A 24,572-nucleotide genomic window follows, 5' to 3' on the forward strand; every position below is an offset into this window, starting at 1 on the left:
CTCCGACCCTGACCCTCCGGCCCTGACCCTCCGGCCCTGACCCTCCGACCCCGGCCGGGGAGCGTACGGCCGGGGTCGGAGGGTCAGGGCCGGAGGGTCAGGGCCGGAGGGTCAGGGTCGGAGGGTCAGGGCCGGAGGGTCAGGTCTCGCGGCGTGCCGCGGCGGCCCGCACCATGTCGACGACCGCGCGCTCGGAGTCGTCGAGGTAGCGGCGCAGCGCGTCCGCGGCCTCCGCGCGCCGCCCGGTGCGCAGCAGATCGCACACCTCGCGGTCGCGCGGCACCCACTGCATCTGGAACTCGGGCTGCCGCGGCACCTCGGCGAAGGCCAGGCGCAGCTGCGCGACGATCGTGTCGAAGAACCGGTCGAGCCGCCGGCTGCCGAGCAGCCGTACGACGGCGCGGTGGAAGTCCAGCGACCAGGTGCTGACCTCGTTCCAGCGCCCCGCCCGTGCCGCCGCCTCCTGGGCCGAGATCCGCTCCTCGAGCGCGGCGAGCGCCTCCTCGGAGGCGTACACGCTCTCCTCGACGGCGCGCAGCTCGAAGCAGCGGCGGGCGGCGTATATGTCGTGCACGTCACCCACGTCGAGTCGCTTGACCGCCGCACCCTTGTAGAGGCGGTGGACCGCCAGGCCCTCGTGCACCAGGAGCCGTACGGCCTCGCGGAGCGTGTTGCGCGAGACGCCCAGTTCGGCGGCGAGCGCCGCGTCCCGCAGCGGCAGGCCCGGTGGCAGCTCGCCCCGGCTGATCCGGTCGCGGAGCCGGTCGGCGACCGCTTCCGCGGCGACATCGCCGGGTTCGGCGGCCCCGGCGGTGCTCTGTTCTTCGGACATGGCGGCGACAGTACCCCAGGATTGTTCATCAATCCAGAGTTTCACTGATCGCACGGGTTCGGTTTCCACGGCGGAAAACCCGGTCTTACAGGGGCTTTGCCATGCCTGTACCGACCAATAATCGTCCAAGCCTTGACACGATCGTTCAATCATTTCTAATTTGACCGCCACCGCAGGCCCCTCATCGCCGTGGTCGACGCCGCCGACGGACGACATCCAGCCGCGGCTCACCCCCCTCATGACACCGCCCGTCTCTCTCCCGACCCCGCCACGGAGGTGGCTCATGCCGCCGGTTTCCGCCTCGTCCACCGCCGACGTGTCCCAGAGCAGCGGCCGCTCCCTGCTGGAGGACAGCGCCCTCACCTCGTTCCACCGCAGGCTGACCGTCTACTCCGCGGGCGGGCCCTTCCTCGACGGGCTCATCCTCGGCGTGATCGGCGTCGCCCTCACCCAGATCGGCCCGCGCTGGCACCTCAGCGGCCTGTGGGAAGGCCTCCTCGCGGCGGCCGCGCTGTGCGGCCTGCTCATCGGCGGAACCGTCTTCGGCTACGTCACCGACCGCTTCGGCCGCCACATCATGTACACGATCGACCTCGCGGCGATCGTCGTCTTCTCCGTCGCCCAGGCCTTCGTGAACGGCCCCGAGCAGCTGCTCGTGCTGCGCTTCCTGATCGGTGTCGCCGTCGGCGCCGACTACCCGATCGCCACGTCCCTGCTCGCCGAGTTCTCACCGCGCAAGCACCGCGGCGCGATGCTCGGCCTGCTCACCGTGATGTGGTCCGTGGGCAGCGCGGCCGCCTACCTCATCGGCGACCTGCTGCTGCGCCTCGGCCCCGACGGCTGGCGCTGGCTGCTCGCCTGCCCCGCCGTTCCCGCCGCGATCCTGGTCCTGCTGCGCTTCGGCACCCCCGAGTCGCCCCGCTGGCTGCTCTCCCAGGGCCGGGTCGAAGAGGCCGAAGCCGTGATGCGCAAGGTGTTCGGACCCGGCGCGAGCGTCGCCGAGCTGGGCGCCCCGGCCAAGCCCGCCCGTTTCTCGGCCGTCTTCCGCGGCGCCTACGGCAAGCGCACCGCCTTCGTCTCGATCTTCTGGGCCTGCTCGGTGATGCCGATCTACGCCATCTACGCCTTCGGTCCCCAGCTGCTCACCGCCATGGGCCTGGGCGGCAACAGCGGCACCCTCGGCTCGGTCGCCATCAGCCTGGTGTTCCTGATCGGCTGCCTGGTCTTCATGCCGCTGCTGAACCGCGCGGGACGCCGTCCCGTCCTCGTCTGGACCTTCGCGGCGTCGACGGTCCCGCTGCTGGTGCTCGGTTTCTTCCCGAGTCTGCCCGCGGTCGTGGCGGGGCTGCTGTTCGCGGCGTACGCGATCGCCATCGGCGGTCCCACGCTGCTCCAGTGGATCTACCCGAACGAGCTGTTCCCGACGGAGATCCGGGCGACCGCGGTCGGTGTCGGCACCGGCTTCAGCCGCATCGCCGCCGCCGTCGGCACGTTCCTCACCCCGCTGGCCCTGGGCCACTGGGGCGTGGGAGCGACGCTGCTGCTGGCCGGTGTGGTGTCGGCGGTGGGCACGGTGGTGTCGATCGCGATGGCGCCGGAGACGCGGGGCGCGTCCCTGGAGGCGTCCAGCGCGGCCTGAGCCGGTGACAGGGGCCTCCTCCGCGTCCACCGGCTGACGCACGGCCCGGAACGAGGGGTGGCAGGGAGCCGTCGTGCTCCCCGCCACCCCTCGTTCGCGCGACGATGTTCCGCGGCCGACCCCGTTGTCGGAGGGGCCGACTAGGATTCCGGGGCCGCCACTGGAGGGACCGCGCCGCCCGCCCGGTCATCTCCCCTGTTCCTTACGGCCCGTATCGGAGGTGCCCGGTGCCCGCTGCTCCCAAGCCAGCAGCTCCCGCTCCGCGTGAGCGGTGGTTCCAGCCGCGGCGGTCCGGGTTCCGGTGGGAGCAGGAGGGGCTGGACCACCTGCGGAACCTGATGCCGGGGACCGAGCCGTACCGGGCGTGGGCGACGTTCCAGTTCACCGGCGCCTCCGGCCGGATCAACGAGTGCGACCTGCTGATCGCGGTCCCCGGCGGCCTCTACCTCCTGGAGCTGAAGGGGCATCCCGGCCGGGTGGTGAACCACGGTGACACCTGGCAGTTCCACGGCGACGACCGGGTCCGTACCCTGCGCAACCCGCTGCACCTGACGGACCTCAAGGCGAAGGAGCTGAAGGGGCAGCTGGAGCGGGCCGCCCGCACGCTCGGGATGGATCCCCGGCAGGTCCCCTTCATCAAGCCCGCGGTCTTCCTCCACGACCCGGGGCTGGTGAGCGGGCTGGACGACTTCCAGCGCACCGCCGTCCACGGGCGCAACGAGGGGACGAGCGGCCTGCCGAGGATCTGGGACGACCTGCTCGGCCGGCCGCCGGAGCGGGAGAGCTGGCGCGTCACCCCGGTCGTCAGCCAGCGCCTCGAACAGCTGATGCAGAGGATCGGCATCAGCCACTCCACCGCGCACCTGCGCTTCGGCGACGACTGGAAGCTGCACCCGCGGGCCCTCGACGCCGGTCCCGGCTGGGAGGACCGGCTGGCGGAGCGGGACGACGGTCTCGTCCAGGAGAGCGGACGCGTCCGCATATACCTGGCCGGACAGGCCGCCTCCGACGAGCAGCGGGCGAAGGTGGACCGCGCGGCCCGCCGCGAGTACCAGGTGCTCCAGGGGATCAACCACCGCGGCATCGTGCAGGCGGTGCAGATCCGCGAGCACCAGGGCGGCCCGGCGATCCTCTTCCGGCACCGCGAGTCCGACCTCCGGCTCGACGCCTACCTCGACGCGTACGGCGGGCAGCTCACCCCGTTGCTGCGGCTGGACCTGGTGCGGCAGCTCGCCGAGGCGGTCCGCTACGCGCACCACCGCTCCCTCTACCACCGCGCGCTGGCCGCCCGTTCCGTCTACGTGTCGGCACGCGAGGACGGCGGCGAGCCGGTGCTGCGCATCGCCGACTGGCAGACCGCGGCCCGTGACTTCGAGACCACCCTGCACCGCTCGCTGGGCGACACGCCGCTGGACGGCGGGCTGATCGCCGACACGGCGCAGGTGTACCTGGCGCCCGAGACGGACCAGGAGTTCGCCGACCCGGTCGACCTGGACGTGTTCGGCCTGGGTTCCCTCACCTACCTGCTGCTGACGGGCCGGCCCCCGGCGGACCGCCGCAGTGCGCTGCTGGAGCGGCTGCGGAGCGACGGCGGCCTGCACCCCTACGCCGTCACCGACTCCGTCTCGGCGGCTCTCGACACCCTCGTGTTCCGGGCCACGACCGCCGACGTGCGCGACCGCCTCGCATCGGTCGACGAGTTCCTGGACCTGCTGGCCGCGGCCGAGGCCGACGCGGCGGCCCCGCAGTCCTCCGCCGGCCCGTCCGCCGATCCCCTGACCGTGCAGCCGGGCAAGCAGCTGGACGCCGACTGGACGGTGGTGCGCGCGCTCGGCACCGGAGCGACGGCCCGCGCCCTGCTGGTCCGGAGTACGGCGGCGGACGGCGAGGAAGAGGCCCCGCGCGTCTTCAAGGTGGCCCTGGACCGGGAGAAGGACGCCCGCCTGTACGCGGAGGCGAAGGCGCTCAAGGAGGTCGGCGGCGGCCGGATCGTGAAGCTGCTCGCCGAACCGCGCGAGCTGGCGGGGCACACGGTCCTGGAGATCGAGTACGCGGGCGGCTACCGCGGGCAGGACGACCGGGAACCGGTGAGTCTCGGCTCCCGGCTGCGCGACCAGGGGCCGCTGGGTTACGACCAGCTGGAGCGGTTCGGCAACGACCTGTTCGACGCGCTGGACGCACTGGCGGCCCGCGGAGTGCGCCACCGGGACATCAAGCCGGACAACCTCGGCCTGTTCAAGCGCAGTGACGGCTCCTGGCAGCTGATGCTGTTCGACTTCTCCCTGGCCGACGCCCCGGACCAGGACATGCACGCGGGCACGCGCGGCTATCTCGACCCGTTCCTCGGCGGTGCGGGGCGCTCCCGTTACGACGACCACGCCGAGTGGTACGCCGCCGCGGTCACCCTGCACGAGATGGCGTCCGGGGAGCGGCCGGTGTGGGGCGACGGGCAGGGTGATCCGCGCATGGTCACCGACGCCGCGCTGCACGTGGCGGCCGAGCTGTTCCCGCAGGCGCTCAGCGAGGGCCTGAAGGGCTTCTTCGAGCGGGCGTTGCACCGGGACGTGGAGCAGCGCTTCGACACGCTGCGGCAGATGCAGGAGGCGTGGCGGCAGGTCTTCCGGACCGCGGACGCCGCCCGCCCCGCGACCACCCCGGCGACCGTCGGCATCAGTCCGGACGACCTGGAGGACGCCCGTGAGCAGGCCGCCGCCGCCGCGGGTCTGAGGACTCCGCTGGCGGCGGCCGGTCTGTCGCCGCGCGCCGTGTCGGTCGCCGAGGGGCTGAAGGCGCACACGGTCGAGCAGCTCCTCGACATCCCTCCGCACCACATCTCCCGCGCCCGCGGCGCCGGCAACGCGATCCGCAAGGAGCTGAACCGCCGCCACCGCCAGTGGACGCAGACGCTGCGCCGCCGGCCCGCCCCGAAGAAGCCGGTCGCACTGGAGCCGGACGCGCCGCAGGAGGCGCTGGAGTCGGTCGACACGCTGGCGGCCCGGCTCGCACCGCCGCCGGGCAAGCGCCGTACGAGGCCACGCTCCGACGTCGTACGCGCGACGCTCCAGCTCCCGGGCGTGCTGGAGGCCGGTGAGGCACTGGAGCCGTGGCCGGCGCAGAGCCTGATCGCGAAGGCGCTGGGCATCAGCCAGCCGACGGTGTCGCAGAACCAGCAGGTCGCGGTCGACGCCTGGGCGCGACTGCCGTGGCTCGGCAGGGTGCGCGACGAGATGGTGTCCATACTCGCCGAGCGCGATCGCGTCTCCACGGCCGAGGAACTGGCGGCGGAGCTGCGCGCCCGGCACGGCGCGGGCGCCGGCACGCCCGCCGAGAGCCTGGCGAAGTCACTGGCCGTGGTGCGGGCCGCGGTCGAGGCGGAGATCCGCAAGCGGGACGACGACCAGCCCGGCGCCGGGTCCGGGGAGCCGGCCGAGGCGCCGGCGCGGCTGGCGGTGCAACGGCGCGGCGGCCGGGTCGTCATCGCGCTGGAGGACCAGCCGGGCGCCGACGACCCGACACCCGCCGAACTCGCCGACTACGCGGCGGCGCTGGGCGAGGCCGCCATCGACCTGGCCCGGCGCGACCCGCTGCCGGGCCGCGCCACGGTGCTGCGGGAGCTGCGTGCCGTGCCCGCTCCCGAAGGCATGGCGCCACTGGCCGACACCCGGCTGGTGGAGCTGGCCGCGTCGATGGCGGGCGGGGTCGCGTTCTCCCCGCGCCTGGAGCTGTTCCCGCTGGACCTGAGTCTGTCCCGCGCCCTGCGCATCTCCCAGGCCCCGGCGGGGGTCCGCCCGGAGAGCGGCATCACGCCCGACGACCTGCTGTCCCGGGTCCGGGCACGGTTCCCCGGCCTTGCGGTGCTGGACGAGACGACGTACGTCGAACTGTCCGAGGCGCTGACCGAGGCGGGCTTCCCGCTCGCCTGGAACCCCGACCGGCGTCGCTTCCACCCCAGGGCCGAGGAGGGCGCCGGCAGCCGCCTCGGCCTGTCGTCCTCCGCCCTCACCAGCACCAGCTCTCTCTACGCCGCCGCCCAGGGCCGCATCGCCGAGGGCCGGGACCCCAGGGAGGTGCTGTCCGCCCGGCTCACCGAGGCCCGCCGCCGCGGCGGCTTCCTCGCGCTCACCCTCAAGGGCGCCGACCTGCCAGGCGTCGCCGACGCGCTGGCGGCCCGGTACGACACGGTCGCGGTGTCGCTGAACTCCCTGTTCCTGGACTGTCTGCGGGAGCTGGCCGAGGAGCAGTCCGTGCGCTGGCAGGCCCTGCTGAAGGCGGACGCCAAGTACACGGCGACCGGCACGCTGGGCGCGGCTCTCGCCTCGTACACCCGGCTGGCGGCGGAGCGGGTGCGGCAGCGGGCCCTCGAGACGGCGGAGCGCACCGGCCCCCGGTCCGTCCTCCTCGCCCACGAGGCCGGACTGATCGCCCGGTACTGGGAGGCGGGCGGCCGCGAACTGCTGGCCGCCCTCCAGCAGTCGGCCCGGCGCCCCGCCGACACCCCGCACGGCCTGTGGCTCCTGCTGCCCGCGGAGGACCCGCGCGCCACCCCGACCCTGGACGGCCGGACGGTGGAGGTGGTGGACCGGGCCACGGAGTGGGAGGTGCTGGACGGGCTGTTCCTCAAGAGCGTGCGGGCGGCTGATTCACCCGCCTGATTGCTTGGTTCGGCTTGCCAAGTCTCATTACCGACGATTCACTTGCACGAAGTGCGGTGAAACTAGGTTTTGGGAGGGGGTGCGCATGCTTCTCAACTTCCGGGTGGCCAACCACCGGTCGATCAGGGACGAGCTGGAATGGCAGCTGCATCCGGTGTACGACGGCGACCGGCCGACGGGCACGTCCTGGCAGGCGGTGCCGGTGGCGGGCATCTTCGGGTCCAATGCGGCGGGAAAGTCCAACGTCGTGGACGCGCTGCAATACATGGCGGACATGGTGAGCCGGTCTCACCTCAGGGCGGAAGCGGGCGAGGGCGTGCGCAGACGGCCCTTCCTGCTCGACGCGGTGGCGCCCTCGGAGTGTTCCTGGTACGTCGTCGATCTTGTCGTGCGTGGGGTGCGCTACGCCTACGGCTTCGAGGTCGACGACGAGAGCGTCCGCAGTGAGTGGCTGTACACCTACCCGGAGGGACGCAAACGGGTGGTGTTCGAGCGGGACGGCGAGACGTTTCACGTCGGCAGTTCGCAGCGTACCGCCAAGGCGCTGACCACGGTGGCCGAGGTGACCGCGCCAAATGCGCTCTTCCTGTCCATGGCAGCCCGGTCAAAAACATCGGTGGCCTCGCTCAGTTATGTGTACAACTGGTTCCGAGACGAGCTGGTGTTCGGTGGACCGGTACTGGGCTATGGCTTCCAGTACCCACCACGAGTCTTCACATGGGCAATGGCCTCGCATCTGGGCCGGATGGGCAAGCCGGCGCATCTACGGGAGCTCCTGCGCGCCGCGGACCTCGGCATCGAGGACTTCCGCGTGGAAGTCGTGGAAGAGCACTTTTACGACGATGTCCGCCCTCGGCTCAAGAATCAGCCGCCTTCGGACGAGAAGGAGCCGGACGCGCTGTTCGAGATGCCGATCCATACGCACCGTGTGCGCCATGAACTCTGGCTGCGGCACACCGGCAGGAACGGCTCGTTCGAGCTGCCGCTGTCCGCCGAGTCATCCGGAACCAAGGTGATCGTCGAGTACGCCGTCGCTCTGGAGCAGGTGACAGACCAGGGGGGCACCCTCGTCGTCGACGAACTCGACAGCAGCCTGCATCCGCGCCTGAGCGCTTTCCTGGTCGGCCTCTTCCAGGACCCGGAGCGCAATCCGCACGGCGCGCAACTCCTCTTCACCAGCCATGACGTGAGCCTGCTGGGCCGCAAGGCGGGTGAGGACATCCTCAAGCGGGACCAGATCTGGTTCGCGTCGAAGAACGAGTTCGGGGAGACCTCGCTCTATCCGCTGTCCGACTTCCGGCCACGGTCGGAGGAGAACCGCGAACGGAGGTATTTGAGCGGAAGTTATGGCGCGGTACCGATGATCGACGATACTTTCGCGCTGGCCATTGCCGGGCGAGGGGGAACGGGTGACGAGACGGCCGAAGCCGGACGGCAGGAGGGCACCGAGGCGTGAATCCACACTGCGTCGCAGGCCCGCGCATCGGGATCCACTGCCGCCCATTCTCGTGGTCTGCGGCGCCAAGAACACAGAACCTGCTTACTTACGAGGCCTGTTGGCATCTGTGGACAACCGCGCCGTCGACGTGAAGATCAAGGTCTGTGCCCAGGATCCCGTGTCGGTGGTACGCCATACCGTGACCGAACGTGACAACGCGGGCGACTACTACGAACAGTCATGGTGCGTCCTGGACGTCGACGAGTTCGCCCACCTCGACAAAGCTCTGCGGCTGGCAGCGGACGAGGATGTCGAGGTCGCTCTCTCCAACCCGTGCTTCGAATTGTGGCTCCTTCTCCACCACCGTGCCCACCACTCCCCCGTCACCGGATACCAGCAGGCCAAGCGACACCTCGTCACCCACCACCCCGGTTACAGCAAGGTGGCCCGCGAGTTCGACTTCGGCCACTACCGCACCAGATGGCCGGACGCTGTCGCACGGGCGCGGAAACTCGCGAAGCCTGGCGAGGAGTCCAAGGCGAACCCGTCGAGCGGGATGTGGCGGCTGATCCAGGAGATCGTCCCGGCGCATCTGCAGAACTGAGCCGCCTCCCCCCTCGCCCGTGTTGCAGCAAGGCAGTCCGTGGAGTTCGGCTGCGGCCGCTGCTCAGCGCACGAGTCCTCCCACACGGTCAGCGACAGACCCCGCAAACGTCACCATTTCGAGGTGGTACGTCGCTCTCTCGGGATTCGGAAACCGCACGTTGTGGCGGTAGTAGCGGTGGAAGCCGATGATGAGCGCCGCGTGCTCGATCTCCAGAGGGAGGGCCGCCCGGTCCGCCACCGCCAGAGGGCGTTTCTTCTCGTAGCCGCAGAGCAGGGCTTCGAGGCGTTCGTGGGACAGGAGTCCCGCGCCGTCCTGGGCCAGGCCCACCGCCGCCATGCCGAGGTCGAGCAGGGGGTCGTCGAGGGAGATCGTTTCCCAGTCGAGGACGGAGAGGTGCCCGTCGTCGCGGACGACGATGTTGTCATCGAAGAGGTCACCGTGAACGAGGCACGGTTCGCGTCGGGCACCCGCCTCCGCGGCGCGGATGCGCCCAAGGCGGTCGGTCAGCCATCCGGCGAACTTCCGGTCGGTGAAGCCGGGGATCGCGGCAAGGTGTACTGCGGACAGCCGCCGAGCACCGACAGGGACGTCCTCCAGACCTTCGGTCTGTGGCGGCAGGGCGTGCAGGTTGGCGAGGAACTCTCCGGCTTCGGGCAGCAGGGCCAGAGGCAGGGGCTGCTGGATCCTGCCGGAGATCCACTCCTTCAGGACGAATCGGCTGCCGTTGACAGTGGTGACCAGGGATCCGTCCGTGGCGGGCACGAGCCTGCTGGTGGGCAGGCCGAGCCGGTACAGGGCCTGGGTGTGGCGCGCGAGCGCGGACGCAGTGCGTTCGTCGTGGTTGTCCAGCGCGGTCAGGACATAGCAGCCCTGCCCGGTGGTGAGGCGGAAGCTGGAGTTGGCGGCGCCGCCCGGGAGAGGGACGACCGACGGGTTCGTCAGCTCGTACCGCTCGGCCAGTGTGTTCAGGTCGATCTGGTCGGCTGTGGTGTAGTGCGCCACCTGCTCAGTCTCCTTGACGTGTTGTGGCCGACTCGCGCCTGCGGTCCTCGGTGAGGCCGGCCCAGCGTGCCCGTACCTGGTCGGTCGTGTCCAACCAGGTGGCGCGCGGAAGTCCGGCGGGCGGTTCCTCGTTCGCCATCAGGTAGGTGAGCTCCACCAGGTAGGCGAACTCGACGCCGTCGACGCACTCCCGCCTCAGTCGGTCACGTGCCGAGGCGAGGGCATCCGCGCCACCGGCGAGGTGGGCATGCAGGCACTCCGCGAAGCGGACGTACGCCAGGGACGAGGTCAGACCTGCCTCCCGGGCCTCGGCCGCCACGGCTTCAGCGCGCTCGGGCAGGTCCTCCGCGGTACCCGCGTCACGAACCAGGGAGGCGATGCGCGTCTGCACCTCGGCCCAACGGATCGTGACACCCGCGAGGAGTTCCTCGGCTCGGGCGATCTGCTCGGCGGCCCGTGGCCGGTCCTGGAAGGCCGCGGCGAAGGCGAGGCAGGACTGCGAGAGCGCGGCCTCACCTGGCTGCCCGGCCGCGAGAGCCTGGTCACGGGCGGCTGCGTAGGAGGAGCAGGCCAGGGCGATGGAACCCTGAGCCCAGTACAGGTCGCCCATGACCCGGTCCTGCCGCCCCTCGACGCCGAGGTGCGTGGCGGCCTGCTCGGCCTGGGGAAAGTCGCCGATCCGGCGGGCGAGATGGATCAGGCCGCGGCGTGCGGTGGCGGACAGGCGTCCGCCGGCGTCGGCGACGTGGCGCATGCCGTCCAGGGACGCCTGAAAGTTGCCGAGGTCCCGGTCACATTCCGCCAGGAAGTAGCGGGGCAGTTCCTCCAGGTTCTCCGGCAGGGCACCGCTGCTGAGCACCGCGCGGAGCTGTTGCGCTGTCCGGCCGCGATGGTGACGCTGACGCTGCGCAATGGCGGAGAGTGCTGTGGCCAGTGCCTGGGCAGGAGTGGTGGACCCACCGCCGGCCGAGTCGGCGGGCGGCTCGATCGGCTCCCACACGAAGTCGTCGACGTATCGGAAGGCGGCGTCTTCCAACCAGCCGAGCGGCAGATCGAACTGATGGGAAAGTCCCAGCCCCTGGCGCAGCGCCGACACCAGACGCCCACGGTGGGACAGATCCTCCCGCCCGAGCGCGTCGAAGACCCGCCGCGCGGCCCGCTGCCAGTCCGCGTTCGTCCACCGGTCGTCACTGGTCGAGTCCATCTCCCGAACGGCATCCCGGACCAGGGCGTGCAGGCGGTACGGCCACGGCGCATCGACGTCCTGGTCGACGAACGGGCGGTCGACCAGGTCCTGCGCCGGAGCGTCGTGGTCGAGACCCGCGGCGGCGGAGGCAAGCGGGACGGAGAACGTCTCCAGGAGGCTGACCGAGCGCAGGACCCGGCGCGTCTCCGGAGACAGATCCCGGAACGTCCGGGCCACCAGAGCGGGAAAGTCGAGATTGAACTCGTTCGCGGCAGGCACGCGTCCCCGCCGTCGGTACAGATCGAGAAAGCGCATCGCGGCGAGATCCAGATAGAGCGGCAGACCATGGGAGTTGGCCGTGATCAGATGGCGAGTCGCGTCGTCCATCATCGGCCGTCCGTCACGCGTCAGGCGCCGCGAGAGATACGTCTCGCAGTCGCCGGCGGACAGATAGCCGACCGTGTGCTGGCGAGGTTCCTGCACAGCGCCACCGACCAACTGCGGCCAGAACTCCTCGCCCGCCCAGTCCAACTGACCTTCGAGACGCGGATCGTCCCACTGAAGGCGGTTGCGGCCCGTGATGACGAACAGGGTGCCCGGCATCAGCCACACCACACGCTGGACGAGACGTTCGAGGTCACGGTGGACCCGGTCTCCGACGTCCTCGAAAGTGTCCAGCAGGACCACGAGGGTGGCCCGGTGCCGGGCCGGCACGTTGGCCAGGTCCCAGGCGAGGAGATGCGGGTAGTAACTGAGCGCGTCCTGATCCGGCGTGGCCTCGAGGAGATCGGCGAACCGGCGGCACTCCGCGAGCGCCCGGACGCGGTGCTGCCTCTCTCGCAAGGCGCGCACCACGGTGCGTAAGCCCTGGCCGACGATGTTGCCCACCGTGCCGGGAAGGGCCACGGCCTGCGCCACATCCGCCAAGGCCGACTGCACCTGGCCCGACAGACTCCGTGCCCCGGGAAGTCCGCTCAACCGCGTACGGCGCAGCACGTACTCGTCGAGCGTCTCACCCGGGTGGTTGTGTTCCCAGTAGCGCTGCAGGGCCAGGTCGAACGTCGGCATCGGCCGCCCGATCTCCGCCGCGGCCAGCCGGATCGCGAGCACCAGGGACTCGAAGTCCATCCCCGAGTCCCGCGCCAGGTCGATCCGTACCGGTACGACAGGACCGGTCTCCTCGTCGAGCCGCGGCCAGTGCCCCTCCTGGCTCAGCCCCCGGCCCAGGTGCTCCGCCACACACCGCGAAAGGGTCGACTTTCCGATGCCTCCGACGCCGTAGAACGTGAGCACGTTCCGCCGGGGCGCCTCGAGGTCCTGGACGTCGAAGCCGCGCGCCCGCGTGGCGCGGACAAGGTGGGACAAGCTCCGGGCCACCGACTGCCACTCGTCGAGGCGGTCGGCGAAGTAGTCGACTGCCATGACCTCGCGATCGTTGGAACGGAACAACGCCCTCAGATCCGACCGGCTCACCTTCGCCCCCAGTCTCGACAACGAGGCCAGAAGAGCAGCGCGCCTGATTCGCCGTCAAGTTGCCACGGGAATGTCACACGGGTTTTCCTACCCCTGGACCGCACTACCGGAGTCGGCATGCCCTGGGGCGTCGTCACCGACAGCCGCGAGCCCCGAACCTTGTGCACCAGACGCTGGAAAGGCCACCGCAGAACGGGATGCGTGGGGCGATCGCGCGGCTCCTTCCGCGCAGGCTCTCACGCGGGAACACAGCAGCAGGATCTGCGGCCGGTACGGAACCGTACCTGCCCTGGTCTGGAGTCGGCGGCCTCGGCCCGATGTTCGCTCAGCTCCCGTCCACCGGCTCCAGCTTGCCGGGCCAGCCCGTGACGGCCCCGGTGTCGCGCAGCCGGTACAGGTCGGCCATCAGCCGGGCCGGGGCGCGGCCCGTCGACGGCGACCAGCCGAAGAACCGAGCGGCTTCCGCGACGGCCTGCTCGGCGCTGAGACGGCGTGGCCGGTCCTCGACGAGACCGAGCAGGGCGCGTTGCCGCTCGGCCGGGGCGACGTGTTCGACCGGCCGTTTGGTCAGGCCCGGCAGCGGCCGGCGGGCGTGGGTGCAGGGCCGGCCGGGGATGTCGAGGAAGCCGTCCGTTTCAGCAAGGCGTCCCTCTTCCACGAGCCGCTCCACCGTCCCCTCCTCCCACCGTTGGCTCCTGCCCGACCGGTACAGCAGTTCGCCCAGGTGACGCGAGAGCACTTCGCGGTGGATGGGTCCTTCCATCTCGACGATCCGGTGGACGGCGGCTTCCAACGGCGGCCGGGGAATGCCGATGTGCTGATTCGCCGTCGCCGGGTCGAGGTCGGCTATGTACGCGGGCTCGTACGGGATCGCCCAGTCACCGTGGTCGGAGACGGAGCGGGAGGTGCGGTGGGACACGGGAATCCTGGTTCTCTCGGTGGGACAGGACTGCGGGGCGCGGTCACGAAGATCTCAGGGGATCCCCCTCCTGGTCGACCACCGCCGGTTCCTCGCCGGGCACGGCGACCGGCGGCCGGGAAGCCGTTTCGTCGCCGGCCAGGTAGGCGTCGATCCCGGCTGCGGCCAGTGGGCTCGACGACTCCCTGTCGGGCCTGCTGTGAAGACGCAGGAGGACATGGTCGTCGTCGACGATGCAGTCGGTGCAGGGCAAGGTGCGCGACAGCAGGCGGGCGAAGTCGTCGCAGGCCGCTCTGACGTCGACCTCGTGCAGGCCGATCCAGGCGTGCAGGGTGCCGTCCTGCACGGTCAGCTCCACATCGACCGAACTGCCCGCCGCCTCGACGGCCTCTCCGCACCAGGTCAGTGTTTCGTCCAGTACCGCGAGCTGGGCAGGATGCGGCAGGAAAAATTCCTGCCGCGTGTCGTCGTGGACCGTGACGCCGGTGCGTGCTGCCTGGTCGCGCCACCAGTTCTGCACGATGTCCCGCACCGTGACACCCCGGGGACCTCTCCGGGCCGCGTTCCCCACGGTTTTGGCAGCGTTCCTGCGGACGGTGCTCGCCCGGTCGCTTCCCTGGTCCGCCGCCATGCGGCGCAGCAGGGAGCGCGGTCCGAAGCGGGTGTCCCGCAGGACGTGCCGGTAGAGCTCGGACAGTGCGCGGGGGACGGCAGTGCCCTCGGCACCGAGCAGGGCCTGCACACGGTCGGTCCAGGCACGGAAGGCGTCGAGGTCTCCGGTGGCGAGCAGATCCGTACCGAGGATGCCGCCGCTGACCATGCGGGCACGCTGCCGTTCGTTCGTCTGCCCCAGCCCGTCGAGCTGCGCGCGGAGCAGGTATCGCAGCAGGTCACGTTCCGCCGGACCGAGGGCGTCGACGAGGTCGTCGGCCGGGGCCGAGAGGATGTCGAGCACGTCCTGAGCAGTCGCCTTGTCGGCGTCGGTCTTGGAGCAGGGCCCCTCGGGCGGCACGGTCCACCGGTGGACGCGGCCTCGCGCGTCGCACAGGACGAGAGTCGAGGCGTAGGCCTGCAGGTGTTCTGGTCCAGTGCGCTCGTGCTCGAAAGCGTGCGTCATCCCGAACGTACCCACCAGGTGGTTCAGTACGGTCACCGGGTCGTGCTGGTGCTGGAGCCCGGTGACCCAGTCGTCGAGGACTACGGGCCTGCGGTGCAGCAGCCGCGGACCGTGGGCCCGCCACGCGGCCGCGACGACGGCCTGGGCGGCGTCGGCGACCATGGCCGATCGCTGCTTGTAGGCCCCTCGGCCCGTCTGAATGCCGTCGGCCAGGGCGAGGACGGTGCCGAGACGTGTGGTGTCCTCGTTCGCAAGCGTGTGGATGCGGGCCTCGTCCTCGTCCGGCACCAGCCCGTGAGCAAGGACGAGGTGGGTCCTCGCGTGCGTGGCCAGGTGATCGAGGATCACGGAGCCGTGATGGGCGAGCAGCTGGTTGTCCCGTTGACGGACGGCGGTGACCGCGGCCTGGTTCTCGTAGACGTACGAGGAATGGGTGAGCGCCTGGGCGAGCAGCGCCTTGGACCGCTCCTCCCCGAGTTCGAACATGGCCGCGAGGTCGGCAACGGCGTCCCGGTGCCCTGGAAGGGCCGTGCGGTACGGCTGGGGCGGCACGGCGGGCCGGGTGCTCCCGGCAGCGGTGGTCCCCGTGTCGCCGTTCCTCCCCGCCTGCGAGTGGGCGCGCAGCAGGGCGCGTGAGGCGGCCGCCCGGGCGGCCTTCTTGCTGGGGCCGGTGCCCCATGCGGTGAGGCCGGTGCGAGTGCGGGCGTCGGCGAGGAAGGTCTTGCTGTGGTCGGGGCCCTCCTCCTCGAAGTCGTAGGTCAGCCCCTCCTTGGCGAAGACGGTCTGGGCCGTGGTCGAGGGGTCCGCACCGCCGATGTCGTCGACGGGCCGGTCGAGACCGGTGCAGACGGTGTCGACGAGCCGGCAGGCGGTCTCGTACGCACCGATGAGGCTGAGCGCGCCGAGGATCTGCCGGGCGACGGTCTGTGCGACCGAGGGCGCGGGCCGCTGCGCCTCGCCCGCTCCCATGCGGACCAGCCCGTGCCCGGCCGCCCACTGGCCGAGCGTACGGGCGGCGACCGTTCGGCGCCGGTTGTGCTCGGTCGACTGCTCACCCACCTTTTCCGGCTGATGGTTCCGCACGTAGGCGTCGAGCAGGATCACGCCGAGCACTGTGTGCCCCAGCCGGTCGAGCAGGCCCAGGACGTGGAAGGTCACGGTCGTCTCGGACAGCCCGCTCTCGTACAGGTGGCTGCGGTGCGAGGCGGCGAGCCCGAGCCAGGCCGTGGCCTCGGGTCCGGCGTCCACCTCCCCCGCGGTCTTCCGCACGGCCGCACGCACCACGTCCCCGAACGTGCCCACCAGCGCGGCGGGCGGTTCGCTCAGTGCCGGGTACGTGACGTCGCGGACGCCGAGCTGCCGCTCGGCACGGACGTACGGCGGGGCCGATTCCGGCGGCGTACGGTGGGCGGCTCCGGGCGGGACATGCCGCGCGCCCGGGTCGGACGACTTCCGACCCCGGCTCGGAGAGGAGGACGGGGGCCTGTGCCGGTCGGCGCGTCGGGGTTGGGGCGCGCGTTTCGGCGGGGACTGCTTCCCCCGGCCGGCCGTCCTCCGCCCGTGGCTGCTGTCCAGGAGGTCCTGGAGTTCGGCAGTGAGCCAGGAGGGCAGGCCGGCGGGGGGTTCGCCTCCGTCGAAGAAGTCACCGGCCAGTTCGACGCAGTACGTGTACCGGTCCCACTCGTAGCGGCGCGCGTGTTCCTGGCCGAGCGTGCGCAGCGCCGACCGCATCCGCGCGTACGGCACCTTCCGGCCGGCGAGCCGGTACGACGTCCTTTTCCGCGCCGCCTCGATGGCGAGCGCGATCCGGTGCACGGGCGTCGGCGGCGCGGTCTCCCGCAGCGACACGATACCGACCCAGCGGTTCATGGCCCTCCCCCGGCCGATGGCACGGCCCGGCACACGGCCGGTGACGCGGGCACGTCCTTCCGGCGTGGTACGAGCGGGCCCTTTCCGGCCTACTGTTCCCCTCCTCGTCCCGCCGCGCCCCACCCCACGGTGATCACGGCCGGATCCCTACGTCAGGTTAAGTCGTGGGCCCAGGATCCGGCAGGGGTTCGCGTGAGGCGGATCATTCCGCCTCAAGACGGAAGCCGGCCCGGAGATCGGCCCCCAGCGGCACGGCGTGGAAGAGGCCCCGCCGGGCACGTGGCAGACGACGCGGTGGGGGCACCGGCCCGGGAGGACAGTTCGTACGGAACGTCTTGTTCGGCCAGGAGAAGATCCCTACGCTGATCTTCTCTTTCCCCTGTGAAACGGCCCCCGGGGGCCCGCGCTCGCGCTCCGCCCCGGGCCCGCCGCGGCCGGGGAAGGGCTGGGGAGGGGAAGGGCGTCCGGGAGTTGGCTGTTATGAACGTCGGTGGAAGGCTCCTCGGCAAGGAGATCGTGAAGGTCTACCCGCCCCGTGACGGCATGCAGCTCGTCCGGTTGGGGGCAGTCGCGCCCTTCACCTGCTCGCGGTGTACCCAGGCAAAGAAGGCACGTCTTGTCGCCGTACAGGGCGACGCCCTGTTCTGCAACGGCTGCTACGGGCGCGTGGAGGCGTCGGCCCAGGAGCGCGACCGGCGGTCGCAGGGGAGCACCGGTCAGCCGCCGGACGTCCGGACGGAGGACCTCACACAGGTGGTCGTCGAGGAACTCGACGGCGGGCTCCCCCACTCGGTGGTCAACACCGGCCTCACGGTCGAGTGGAAGTTTTACGTGCGGGCCGAGCACCTCCTGCACGGCACCTGTCCCGTGCCGGCCGAGATGGCCGCCCGAGCCGCCCCTCAGGAGCCCCTGGACCTCACGTTCCTGCGGGGGCGTCGCCGCATCGGGGTGCTGGACGAGCAGAAGGGCATCAGGCTCCGGGGGACGGTGACGAGCCGTTCCTGACGGGGCTGACGTGGCAGCCTTTCGTCCTTCCCGGGACCCGCGTGTCGGTGCGGTGGGACACCTGGAGGAATCTCCGCCTGGCCTACACCCCGCTGGACGAACCCGTCGTCTTCGGCGGCACCGTGGTCCGCTACGCCTACGACCCGAGGATCATGACCCGTGAGCTCGCGGCGTTCGACGCCCGCGTGGACCGGGTGGAGGAACTCGTGCTGATCGCGCTGCGTGAGCTGGGATACCTCGACGAGAAGGGCCGGGCGCTGCTCCCGAAGGAGGCGCTGGTCCGGAACACCATCGAGCGCGCGCAGTCGGAACGGCCGGCGAGGAAGAAGATCCACGGGGCGATCGAGCGGCTCCTGTCGCGCGGGATCCTCACCTGGGAGCAGGGCAGCATCAACCGGGCGGCCGTGCTGCACTACCCCGCACGACCCGGGGAGACGCCGGTTCCGCTGCTCTGCTACGCCCCCACACTCCGAGTCGCGGACCGCGAGGACCTCCGGAACGACGACGCGGGCGCCGGGTACGGCACGAGCGCCCATCGGGTGGCGGGGCACCTGATGCGCATCGGTCACCTCGGCAAGGAGGCGAGCGCGGAGGCGAGAGCCGCCTACTGTGAGGACCACAAGAGAGCCGGTCTGGCCGGGCCCCATGAACTGCCCCGCGGATTCACCTACGTTCGTGAGCACGAGCGGGGGATATAGGCAGCGCCCTGCGCGTGTGCCGGTGGAGTGGCACCACAACGGCATGTCTGTCACGCGGGTGCACACGGTGGCACCGTGTCGCCGAGCGGGAAGGGCAAGGAACACACTCCCGTGCTGAGAGCCTCGGGCTTTGCAGGTCCCCCGCCACCGTGCGTGTGTCATGCTGTGGCCGTTTTCGAAGGGGAGGGTGACATGGCCGAGGAGCCACTGACGCACAAGCAGGCGCTCGCCGCGGTGATCCGGGCGCTGGGCGGCACCTGGGACACGGAACGCGCCGTACTGGCCCTGCGCGTCGCCGGATACGAGCCCACGAGCGACCAAGCCGCCGGCAAGGAGGCCCGCCGCAACCTGCGCGAGCTGGCCGAGGAGGGCCTCATCACGAGACCGGACCCCGGCCAGGCGGTGCATCGGCCGGCGTAGTTGTCGCCTTTGGCCTCTCGCCGCCCTGTGTGTGGACGGCGAGATCCTTGGGACGAGGGACCGGTGGTTCTCGGACCGTCCAGCTCCGCTTCGAGCAGGGCCTCCGGCGCTCCACCGTCAGGTGATGATGGGCTCCTGGAAGCCCTTGGCCTTGATGTGGGCGACGGCCGACGGGTGGCTGGTCAGCCACTCGCCGCACACCCGCCATCGAGGACTGGTGCCGTCGCTGTACTCGGGGCGCACTTCCGCGACGAGCTTGTGGTTGCAGTCGCCGCGCGAAGCCATGGAACAGACCACATCGCCGTCCTGCTCAAGGGCGGGCACGTACGGATGGATCGACAGAATCGGAGAGCGCATCTCCCGCACCGCATGATGCATGGTGCGGAGGGTAACAAAGCGGCATCGCCGCCCGCTTGGGTACGCACCCGTATGCATCTGTTCGCCCCCGTTGCCCCACCGGCACTGTCGCTGCTCTCAGTGAGAGGTGTCACCGACGGACGCTTGGTGCGGTGTCCGGTGCAACGTGCGAGGCCGGTTGGTGATCATGCTTCGTCCTCGTCTCCCAACTCGTTGATGAGCGGGACGAGAAGTGGGTGAACGGAGAAGCCTGACGCGGGTCCGGGGCCCGCGTCGTATTCCGCCTTCAGGACCTGGACGGCCGAGTCCGGAACCTTGCCCAGACTGCGCAGCAGGCCGGTGATGCGCGTGACCGGTTTGGTGAAGCCCCTGAGGGAGCGGCCGTCGGGGTAGTCGCAGATCTCGTAGACACTCAGAGCGCTGGCGACGCCATCCATTTCAGCGGCGTACTTGATCACGTCGACTCGGTCTTCCCAGCCCTCGTAAGTCAGCCGGTCGAAGAGCTCCTGGAGCGCGGCGGCCGTCCAACCGCCGTAGGTCCCGTCGTCGGTCCCGATCCGCTCGACGCGTTCGATGTCCTCGACGGACCCTTTCTGGAGGCTGAACTCCAGGATCGGCGCGGCGACCTCCAGGAACCGCTTAGGGGTGAGCATGAAGAGCCGCCCGCCGCCTCGGGCCCCGAGTTCCTCGGTCAGTTCCGGCCGGGGGCCGCGGTTGAAGCCCTGCTCCTTGCGCCACCAGTCCTCCTTGCCGTCCGCCGTCACGAACAGCACGTCGCACTGGCGGCGGCCGGCCTCCCGGAGGATCTGCTCCCACACGAGGTAGTCGGCGGCGGCTCCCACACCCTCCTTCGTCTTGTCCATGTAGCCCGGGGGCAGCCGTTTCTCGACGCGACGCATACCCTCCGTGATCGCCTTGTCGTGCTCCTCCTGACTCAGCGGAGCACCGACCCGGCCGTCGAGAGCGGGCTCCAGTCTTGTGATGACCGGATCGGTGCTCGTGTCATGGGTGATGTTCTGCCACTCACCCTCGCCGACCTTGACGATCGTCTCCTGCACGTCGTCGAAGACCTCGTTCAGCTGGCTGCGCAGTCGGTCGGTCTCCTCCTCCGGCAGGGCCACGCGATTGGCCCAGGTGCGCAGGGTCCGCTCCGCCTGGGCCGCGTGACCAGCCATGTCCTCGGCGGCCTGGGCACCGGACGACCGTGCGTCGCTGAGGGTGCTCTCACGGTTCCGCCAGAACTCCACGAGGACCTGGTGAGGCACCCACAACCGGTCCTCCACGGCGCTGAGTGCGCGCAGCAGGTCGCCGCGCGCCTGCTCGGTGTACCGGTAGAGGTTCAGCAGGACGTTGGCGTCAGGCACGACCAGACCACGCTTCAATACGGCGATGAAGTCCTCGGTGGTCGGGGTCCGGAAGGCTCCGAAGTCGTCGAAGAGACCACGGTTGTCCGCCCCGGCTGTCGTGTCCTTCGCCACTGCTGCCCCCGTCGTCGTGTCCCGCACCCGAGGGGCTGTACCGTCCCCTCGCCCTCCGCCTGCCCGGACCGTAGCGCGTTGAAGGCGCCCATCGGGAGAGAACGGAGAAGTCTCACCGGCCTGTTGGTCGGGGAGTCCGTGCCGACTGGACCGCACGAGTGTCAAGAGGAGCCGGGAGGCTTTTCCGGACGAGGAACCCCAGAGGGGAGCCAGTTGCACGTGTCCTACATCAACAGTGCATAGTGAGTGAAAAGGGGCCGGGCGCCCAGCCCGGACGGACGGCGTCATCCGGCGTCGTCCCCCGACGCACGTATGCAAGGACACGCGACACCATGAAATCCTGGCGCTTCCACGGAACCAACCAGCCGCTCACCCTGGAGGAGGTGGCAGCGCCGCACGCGGGACCGGGCGAGGTCGTCGTCGACGTCAAGGCCGCTGGTCTCTGCCACTCCGATGTCAGCGCGCTGGACGACGCGGGCTGGATGTCGATGTTCCCGCGGATCCCGATGACGCTCGGGCACGAGAACGCCGGCGTGATCAGCGAGGTCGGCGAGGGCATGGACCACTGGAAGGTCGGCGACCGCGTCGGCCTCTCGCCGATGATGCCGGACGGCGACGCCATCGGCTACGGCGCCTGGGACGGCGGCTACGGCCCCAAGATACGCGCGACCGACGCGAATCTGGTGCGGCTGCCGGACGAGGTGTCGTTCGAGCTGGGCGCGATGGCGACCGACGCGGGCCTCACCTCGTACCACGCCATGGTCACGCGCGGCGGAGCGAAGGAAGGCATGCGTGTCGGTGTGATCGGCCTCGGCGGCCTCGGCTACATCGGCGCCCGCGTCGCCGTCCTCAAGGGCGCCGAGGTGTACGCGGCCGACGTGAACCCGGCCACCCGGGAGCTCGCCGCCGAGATCGGCCTGGCGGGCGTCGCCGAGTCGATCACCGAGTTCGCGGACAAGGACCTCCAGCTCATCGTGGACTATGCGGGCTTCGGCACCACCACCGCCGAGGCACTCGAGACGCTCGGCGAATTCGGCACGCTGGTGCAGGTCGGCATGGGCCGCCTCGAGTCCACGATCAGCACCGGCGCGATCATCCTGAAGCAGCTGCGGGTCCTCGGCTCCAAGTCGGGCACGAAGCAGGACCTCGAGGAGCTCTACGACCTCATGCGGTCGGGCGACCTCAACCCGCCGCTGAACCGCATCACGCCGGACCGGATCCCCGAGGGGCTGGAGCGCCTCCGCAAGGGCGGGGTCGTCGGCCGCATCATCGCCCTGTACGAGGACTGAGCCGGCAAGCACGGCAAACGTCTGCGGCGGCCCCAGACCAAAGCGGACGCCGAGATGAAAACCTCCCGCGGTCGATCGTCAGGCTGCGGAAGGTTTTCATCTCGGCGTCGGACGAGTACCGGGGGCCGCTTCGTGCTCCCGGAGCAGGGCCAGGCCTTGACCGGCAGACCGGGTGGTGACCGGCGCCCGGATCACCGTCCGACCGCGACCCGGTCGACCAGCGCAGCCCGCGATGCCCGCCTGTGCTGGGGGGACAGAAAGGTGATCTTGCCGCTGGGGCCAAGTTTTGGTGGTGTACTGACAGGAAGCCGGCGGGCGGGCGGCATGCCCACGAAGGGCGCGGCCCGTCTCCAAGAGGGGGATGCACGGTGCTGGTGACGGAGTTCCGGACGGAGAATCTGCCGGTGGCCGAGCGGTTCGGCTCCTGGCACGACATGACGGCCAGGGCGTTGATACCCAACGCGATCCGCAGCGACCACGAGGCGGACTTCCGGGCGAGCGCGCGCGTGCTGGACCTGGGCGCGGTGCAGGTGTCGGCGCTGACCTACCCGTCGCTGGAGACCCGCCGGTCGGCGCGGCTGATCCGGCAGTCCGATCCCGATTCCTACCAGCTGATGCTGGGCCTGCGCGGGGGCCACCGGATACTCCAGGCCGGCCGGGACACCACCAGCGGCCCCGGGGAGGTGATGCTCTACGACACCTCGCGTCCCTGGCACGGCTGGACGGCCGCCGGCGCGGACACGGTGAAGGGGGTGATGGTGCAATTCCCCCGGGCGCTGCTGCCGCTGCCGGCGGACGGGCTCGACCGGCTCATCGCCGTGCGGTTGCCCGGGCGCGAGGGGGTGGGCGCCGTACTGTCCGGCTACCTCACCCAGCTGACCGCGGGCGCCGCCGCCTACACCGCGGCGGACGGCGCCCGCCTGGCCACCTGCACCCTCGACCTGCTGACCGCATTCCTCGCCCACCACCTGGACGCCGCCGCGTCAATGCCGCCCGAGACCCACCACCGGGCCCTGCTGATGCAGATCCACGCCTTCATCCAGCAGCACCTGGGCGACCCGGACCTGTCCCCGGGCGCAGTCGCCGCGGCCCACCACATCTCCCTGCGTTCCCTGCACCGGCTCTTCCGGGACCAGGACACCACCGTCGCCGGCTGGATCCGCGCCCGCCGGCTGGAGCGCTGCCGCCGCGACCTGGCCGACCCCCTCCTGAGCAACCAGTCGATCCACGCCCTCGCAGCGCGCTGGGGCTTCGCGAACCCCGCGCACTTCTCCCGTGCCTTCCGCGCCGTCTACGGCCTCGGTCCCCAGGACTACCGCCAGCAGCACCAAGCCGACCGGGTCCCACGTGGCACGCATCGTCAAGCACCTGGCACTCCTCGTCAATGACCGCCCGCCCTTCACCCACAACTATTAGGCATGCCCTCGACAAGCAAGCGGGCTGCGGGCTGACAGGGGGCGGGAACCCGGCCCGCCACTTCGTGGAAAAGCCACGCCATATCTTCGGCGAGGTATTCGCTGCCCAACCGGAGGAGGAAGTACATGGCCAGGTCAGTGCGTAAAGGAGTGCATGGATGAAACGGACCGCCATCGGGACAGCAACACTTCTCCTACTTTCCAGCGCAGTGGTCGTGGGCACCGGGGGGTCAGCCTCTGCCGCGGAGTCTTGTGGGTACACCACCACAACGGTAGATCCGCTCATCACCCACAAGGGCGCGGGTACTCCCGCCTACAACAACGGCCTTACGTCCTTCCGTGGCCGTGTCTTCCAACTGCGCACAGAGCCGACCTTCGACTACAGCCAGGGCAACATCGCTTCCGGCTACCGGTCCGGGGACAAGGTGTGGGTCGACATCTCTGTTACCCAGGGAAAGTCCTGGACCCAATGCGGGCCGTACTACCGGGACCGGACATATTTCGCCTACCACAAGTACAAGTGGATGCGCGTGTGTGTGAACGTTGACGGCTACACACAATGCGCCACCAACGGTAACAGGACTGGTCCTGACGGCAGCAAGTGGTGGTACGACGACTGACGGGGCGCAGGGACCAGCCAAGGTCCCTGGCACTACTCGCAGCAAAGGGCTCCCGCAGCCAGTTCCCATGACTGCGGGAGCCCCTTTCATGTGCGTGGTGGGCAGCGCTCACGACGGAGTTCGTAGAGGGAAGACCGCTTTTGTGCGACATCCACTGACCATGACACCGAGGCCCGCAGCCACTCCCGGCCGTGAGCCTCCTCCGTTCCTGCGTCCCTCGGCCCGGCCCACTGCTGCGATGAACGTGCTGTGGAATACGTAGGCTCGTTCTTCGCATCGGGTTCGCGATCGCGCGAGAGCCCGTGGGCCGGCTGATGGTCCGCTAGACCTCGTCACGACGCCGGTAGCGTTCACGGTCCAGCCGGCGGGCCTGCCACCCGCGCTGCCTCTGCGTGGGCGGTTGGCCCGCTGGTGCCTCGGCTTGATGCGGCGTTTTCGAAGGTAGCGGCGGGAGCTGCATGCCCTGGCGTGTCAGGGCCGGGTGCGGGCCGGTCACCGAGCGGGCGGGGCACCACGGTCCGGTTCAGAACCTTGATCGCTCGCCCACGACCACGAG

Annotated in this window: 17 protein-coding genes and 1 pseudogene; 10 read left to right on the plus strand and 8 right to left on the minus strand. The window is 70.6% G+C overall.

What is annotated here, in order from left to right; all coding sequences use genetic code 11:
* Positions 1-139: 139 nt before the first annotated feature.
* Entirely contained in the window at positions 140-832 is a 693-nt protein-coding gene (locus tag C1I97_RS04475; protein ID WP_111001914.1) for a GntR family transcriptional regulator, read from the minus strand.
* 283 nt (positions 833-1,115) lie between these two features.
* Between C1I97_RS04475 and C1I97_RS04480 the strand changes: the two genes are divergently transcribed.
* The 4 genes from C1I97_RS04480 to C1I97_RS04495 all read left to right on the plus strand — a co-directional run bounded on the left by C1I97_RS04480 (position 1,116) and on the right by C1I97_RS04495 (position 9,165).
* Entirely contained in the window at positions 1,116-2,471 is a 1,356-nt protein-coding gene (locus tag C1I97_RS04480; RefSeq protein ID WP_111001915.1) for an MFS transporter, read from the plus strand.
* A 227-nt stretch (positions 2,472-2,698) separates the two neighbouring features.
* Positions 2,699-7,123, plus strand: a complete 4,425-nt coding sequence (pglW, locus tag C1I97_RS04485) for a BREX system serine/threonine kinase PglW (RefSeq protein ID WP_258382419.1) — start codon at positions 2,699-2,701, stop codon at positions 7,121-7,123.
* Positions 7,124-7,208: 85 nt separating this feature from the next.
* Entirely contained in the window at positions 7,209-8,579 is a 1,371-nt protein-coding gene (locus C1I97_RS04490) for an AAA family ATPase (RefSeq protein WP_111001917.1), read from the plus strand.
* Positions 8,580-8,631: 52 nt separating this feature from the next.
* Positions 8,632-9,165: an RloB family protein gene (locus C1I97_RS04495; RefSeq protein WP_181446559.1), complete on the plus strand. Its 534-nt coding sequence runs from the start codon at positions 8,632-8,634 to the stop codon at positions 9,163-9,165.
* A gap of 63 nt (positions 9,166-9,228) precedes the next feature.
* Here the strand turns inward: C1I97_RS04495 and C1I97_RS04500 are convergent, their stop codons facing one another.
* From C1I97_RS04500 to C1I97_RS41070, 4 genes are all read right to left on the minus strand, one after another.
* On the minus strand, positions 9,229-10,170 hold the full coding sequence (locus C1I97_RS04500; RefSeq protein ID WP_111001919.1) for a phosphotransferase: 942 nt from the start codon (positions 10,168-10,170) through the stop codon (positions 9,229-9,231).
* 4 nt (positions 10,171-10,174) lie between these two features.
* The gene (locus tag C1I97_RS04505; protein ID WP_258382420.1) at positions 10,175-12,778 is read right to left on the minus strand and encodes an ATP/GTP-binding protein; all 2,604 of its coding nucleotides are present in this window, start codon (positions 12,776-12,778) and stop codon (positions 10,175-10,177) included.
* Between the two features lie 376 nt (positions 12,779-13,154).
* Complete coding sequence (locus C1I97_RS04510; protein WP_111001921.1) at positions 13,155-13,748, minus strand: DUF3320 domain-containing protein; 594 nt, start codon at positions 13,746-13,748, stop codon at positions 13,155-13,157.
* Between the two features lie 43 nt (positions 13,749-13,791).
* The gene (locus tag C1I97_RS41070; protein WP_258382421.1) at positions 13,792-16,734 is read right to left on the minus strand and encodes a hypothetical protein; all 2,943 of its coding nucleotides are present in this window, start codon (positions 16,732-16,734) and stop codon (positions 13,792-13,794) included.
* Between the two features lie 480 nt (positions 16,735-17,214).
* Here C1I97_RS41070 and C1I97_RS04525 point away from each other — a divergent pair, with 480 nt between their 5' ends.
* From C1I97_RS04525 to C1I97_RS04535, 3 genes are all read left to right on the plus strand, one after another.
* A complete protein-coding gene (locus C1I97_RS04525) occupies positions 17,215-17,739 on the plus strand; it encodes a hypothetical protein (RefSeq protein ID WP_111001922.1) in 525 nt (174 codons plus the stop codon).
* A 47-nt stretch (positions 17,740-17,786) separates the two neighbouring features.
* Positions 17,787-18,437: a hypothetical protein gene (locus C1I97_RS04530; RefSeq protein ID WP_181446560.1), complete on the plus strand. Its 651-nt coding sequence runs from the start codon at positions 17,787-17,789 to the stop codon at positions 18,435-18,437.
* 192 nt (positions 18,438-18,629) lie between these two features.
* Positions 18,630-18,857, plus strand: coding sequence for a hypothetical protein (locus C1I97_RS04535; protein ID WP_111001924.1), 228 nt, complete (start codon positions 18,630-18,632; stop codon positions 18,855-18,857).
* Positions 18,858-18,974: 117 nt separating this feature from the next.
* Here C1I97_RS04535 and C1I97_RS04540 read toward each other — a convergent pair whose 3' ends face one another.
* Together C1I97_RS04540 and C1I97_RS04545 are read right to left on the minus strand one after the other, a co-directional pair.
* A complete protein-coding gene (locus C1I97_RS04540; RefSeq protein WP_146608158.1) occupies positions 18,975-19,235 on the minus strand; it encodes a hypothetical protein in 261 nt (86 codons plus the stop codon).
* 164 nt (positions 19,236-19,399) lie between these two features.
* Positions 19,400-20,719 (minus strand): PIN-like domain-containing protein, encoded by a 1,320-nt coding sequence (locus C1I97_RS04545; protein ID WP_146608159.1) that lies wholly within the window; start codon positions 20,717-20,719, stop codon positions 19,400-19,402.
* A 305-nt stretch (positions 20,720-21,024) separates the two neighbouring features.
* Between C1I97_RS04545 and C1I97_RS04550 the strand changes: the two genes are divergently transcribed.
* The 3 genes from C1I97_RS04550 to C1I97_RS04560 all read left to right on the plus strand — a co-directional run bounded on the left by C1I97_RS04550 (position 21,025) and on the right by C1I97_RS04560 (position 24,016).
* A complete protein-coding gene (locus C1I97_RS04550) occupies positions 21,025-21,981 on the plus strand; it encodes a zinc-binding dehydrogenase (RefSeq protein WP_111001927.1) in 957 nt (318 codons plus the stop codon).
* Between the two features lie 374 nt (positions 21,982-22,355).
* Complete coding sequence (locus tag C1I97_RS04555; protein ID WP_258382422.1) at positions 22,356-23,369, plus strand: helix-turn-helix domain-containing protein; 1,014 nt, start codon at positions 22,356-22,358, stop codon at positions 23,367-23,369.
* A 185-nt stretch (positions 23,370-23,554) separates the two neighbouring features.
* Positions 23,555-24,016 carry a hypothetical protein gene (locus C1I97_RS04560; RefSeq protein WP_111001929.1) on the plus strand — a complete coding sequence of 154 codons (462 nt, stop codon included), beginning with the start codon at positions 23,555-23,557 and terminating at the stop codon, positions 24,014-24,016.
* A gap of 222 nt (positions 24,017-24,238) precedes the next feature.
* Here C1I97_RS04560 and C1I97_RS41075 read toward each other — a convergent pair.
* Positions 24,239-24,552, minus strand: a pseudogene (locus C1I97_RS41075) (IS5/IS1182 family transposase); the annotation flags it as partial.
* Between the last annotated feature and the right edge of the window lie 20 nt (positions 24,553-24,572).

This window comes from Streptomyces sp. NTH33 (assembly GCF_003236365.1).
Taxonomy (GTDB): Bacteria; Actinomycetota; Actinomycetes; order Streptomycetales; family Streptomycetaceae; genus Streptomyces.

Excerpts from the sequence above, each read along its gene's own strand:
- C1I97_RS04475 (WP_111001914.1), bottom strand. The coding sequence starts at position 832 with ATGTCCGAAGAACAGAGCACCGCCGGGGCCGCCGAACCCGGCGATGTC.
- C1I97_RS04480 (WP_111001915.1), top strand. The coding sequence starts at position 1,116 with ATGCCGCCGGTTTCCGCCTCGTCCACCGCCGACGTGTCCCAGAGCAGC.
- C1I97_RS04490 (WP_111001917.1), top strand. The coding sequence starts at position 7,209 with ATGCTTCTCAACTTCCGGGTGGCCAACCACCGGTCGATCAGGGACGAG.
- C1I97_RS04505 (WP_258382420.1), bottom strand. The coding sequence starts at position 12,778 with ATGGCAGTCGACTACTTCGCCGACCGCCTCGACGAGTGGCAGTCGGTG.
- C1I97_RS41070 (WP_258382421.1), bottom strand. The coding sequence starts at position 16,734 with ATGAACCGCTGGGTCGGTATCGTGTCGCTGCGGGAGACCGCGCCGCCG.
- C1I97_RS04525 (WP_111001922.1), top strand. The coding sequence starts at position 17,215 with ATGAACGTCGGTGGAAGGCTCCTCGGCAAGGAGATCGTGAAGGTCTAC.
- C1I97_RS04535 (WP_111001924.1), top strand. The coding sequence starts at position 18,630 with ATGGCCGAGGAGCCACTGACGCACAAGCAGGCGCTCGCCGCGGTGATC.
- C1I97_RS04540 (WP_146608158.1), bottom strand. The coding sequence starts at position 19,235 with ATGCATCATGCGGTGCGGGAGATGCGCTCTCCGATTCTGTCGATCCAT.
- C1I97_RS04550 (WP_111001927.1), top strand. The coding sequence starts at position 21,025 with ATGAAATCCTGGCGCTTCCACGGAACCAACCAGCCGCTCACCCTGGAG.
- C1I97_RS04560 (WP_111001929.1), top strand. The coding sequence starts at position 23,555 with ATGAAACGGACCGCCATCGGGACAGCAACACTTCTCCTACTTTCCAGC.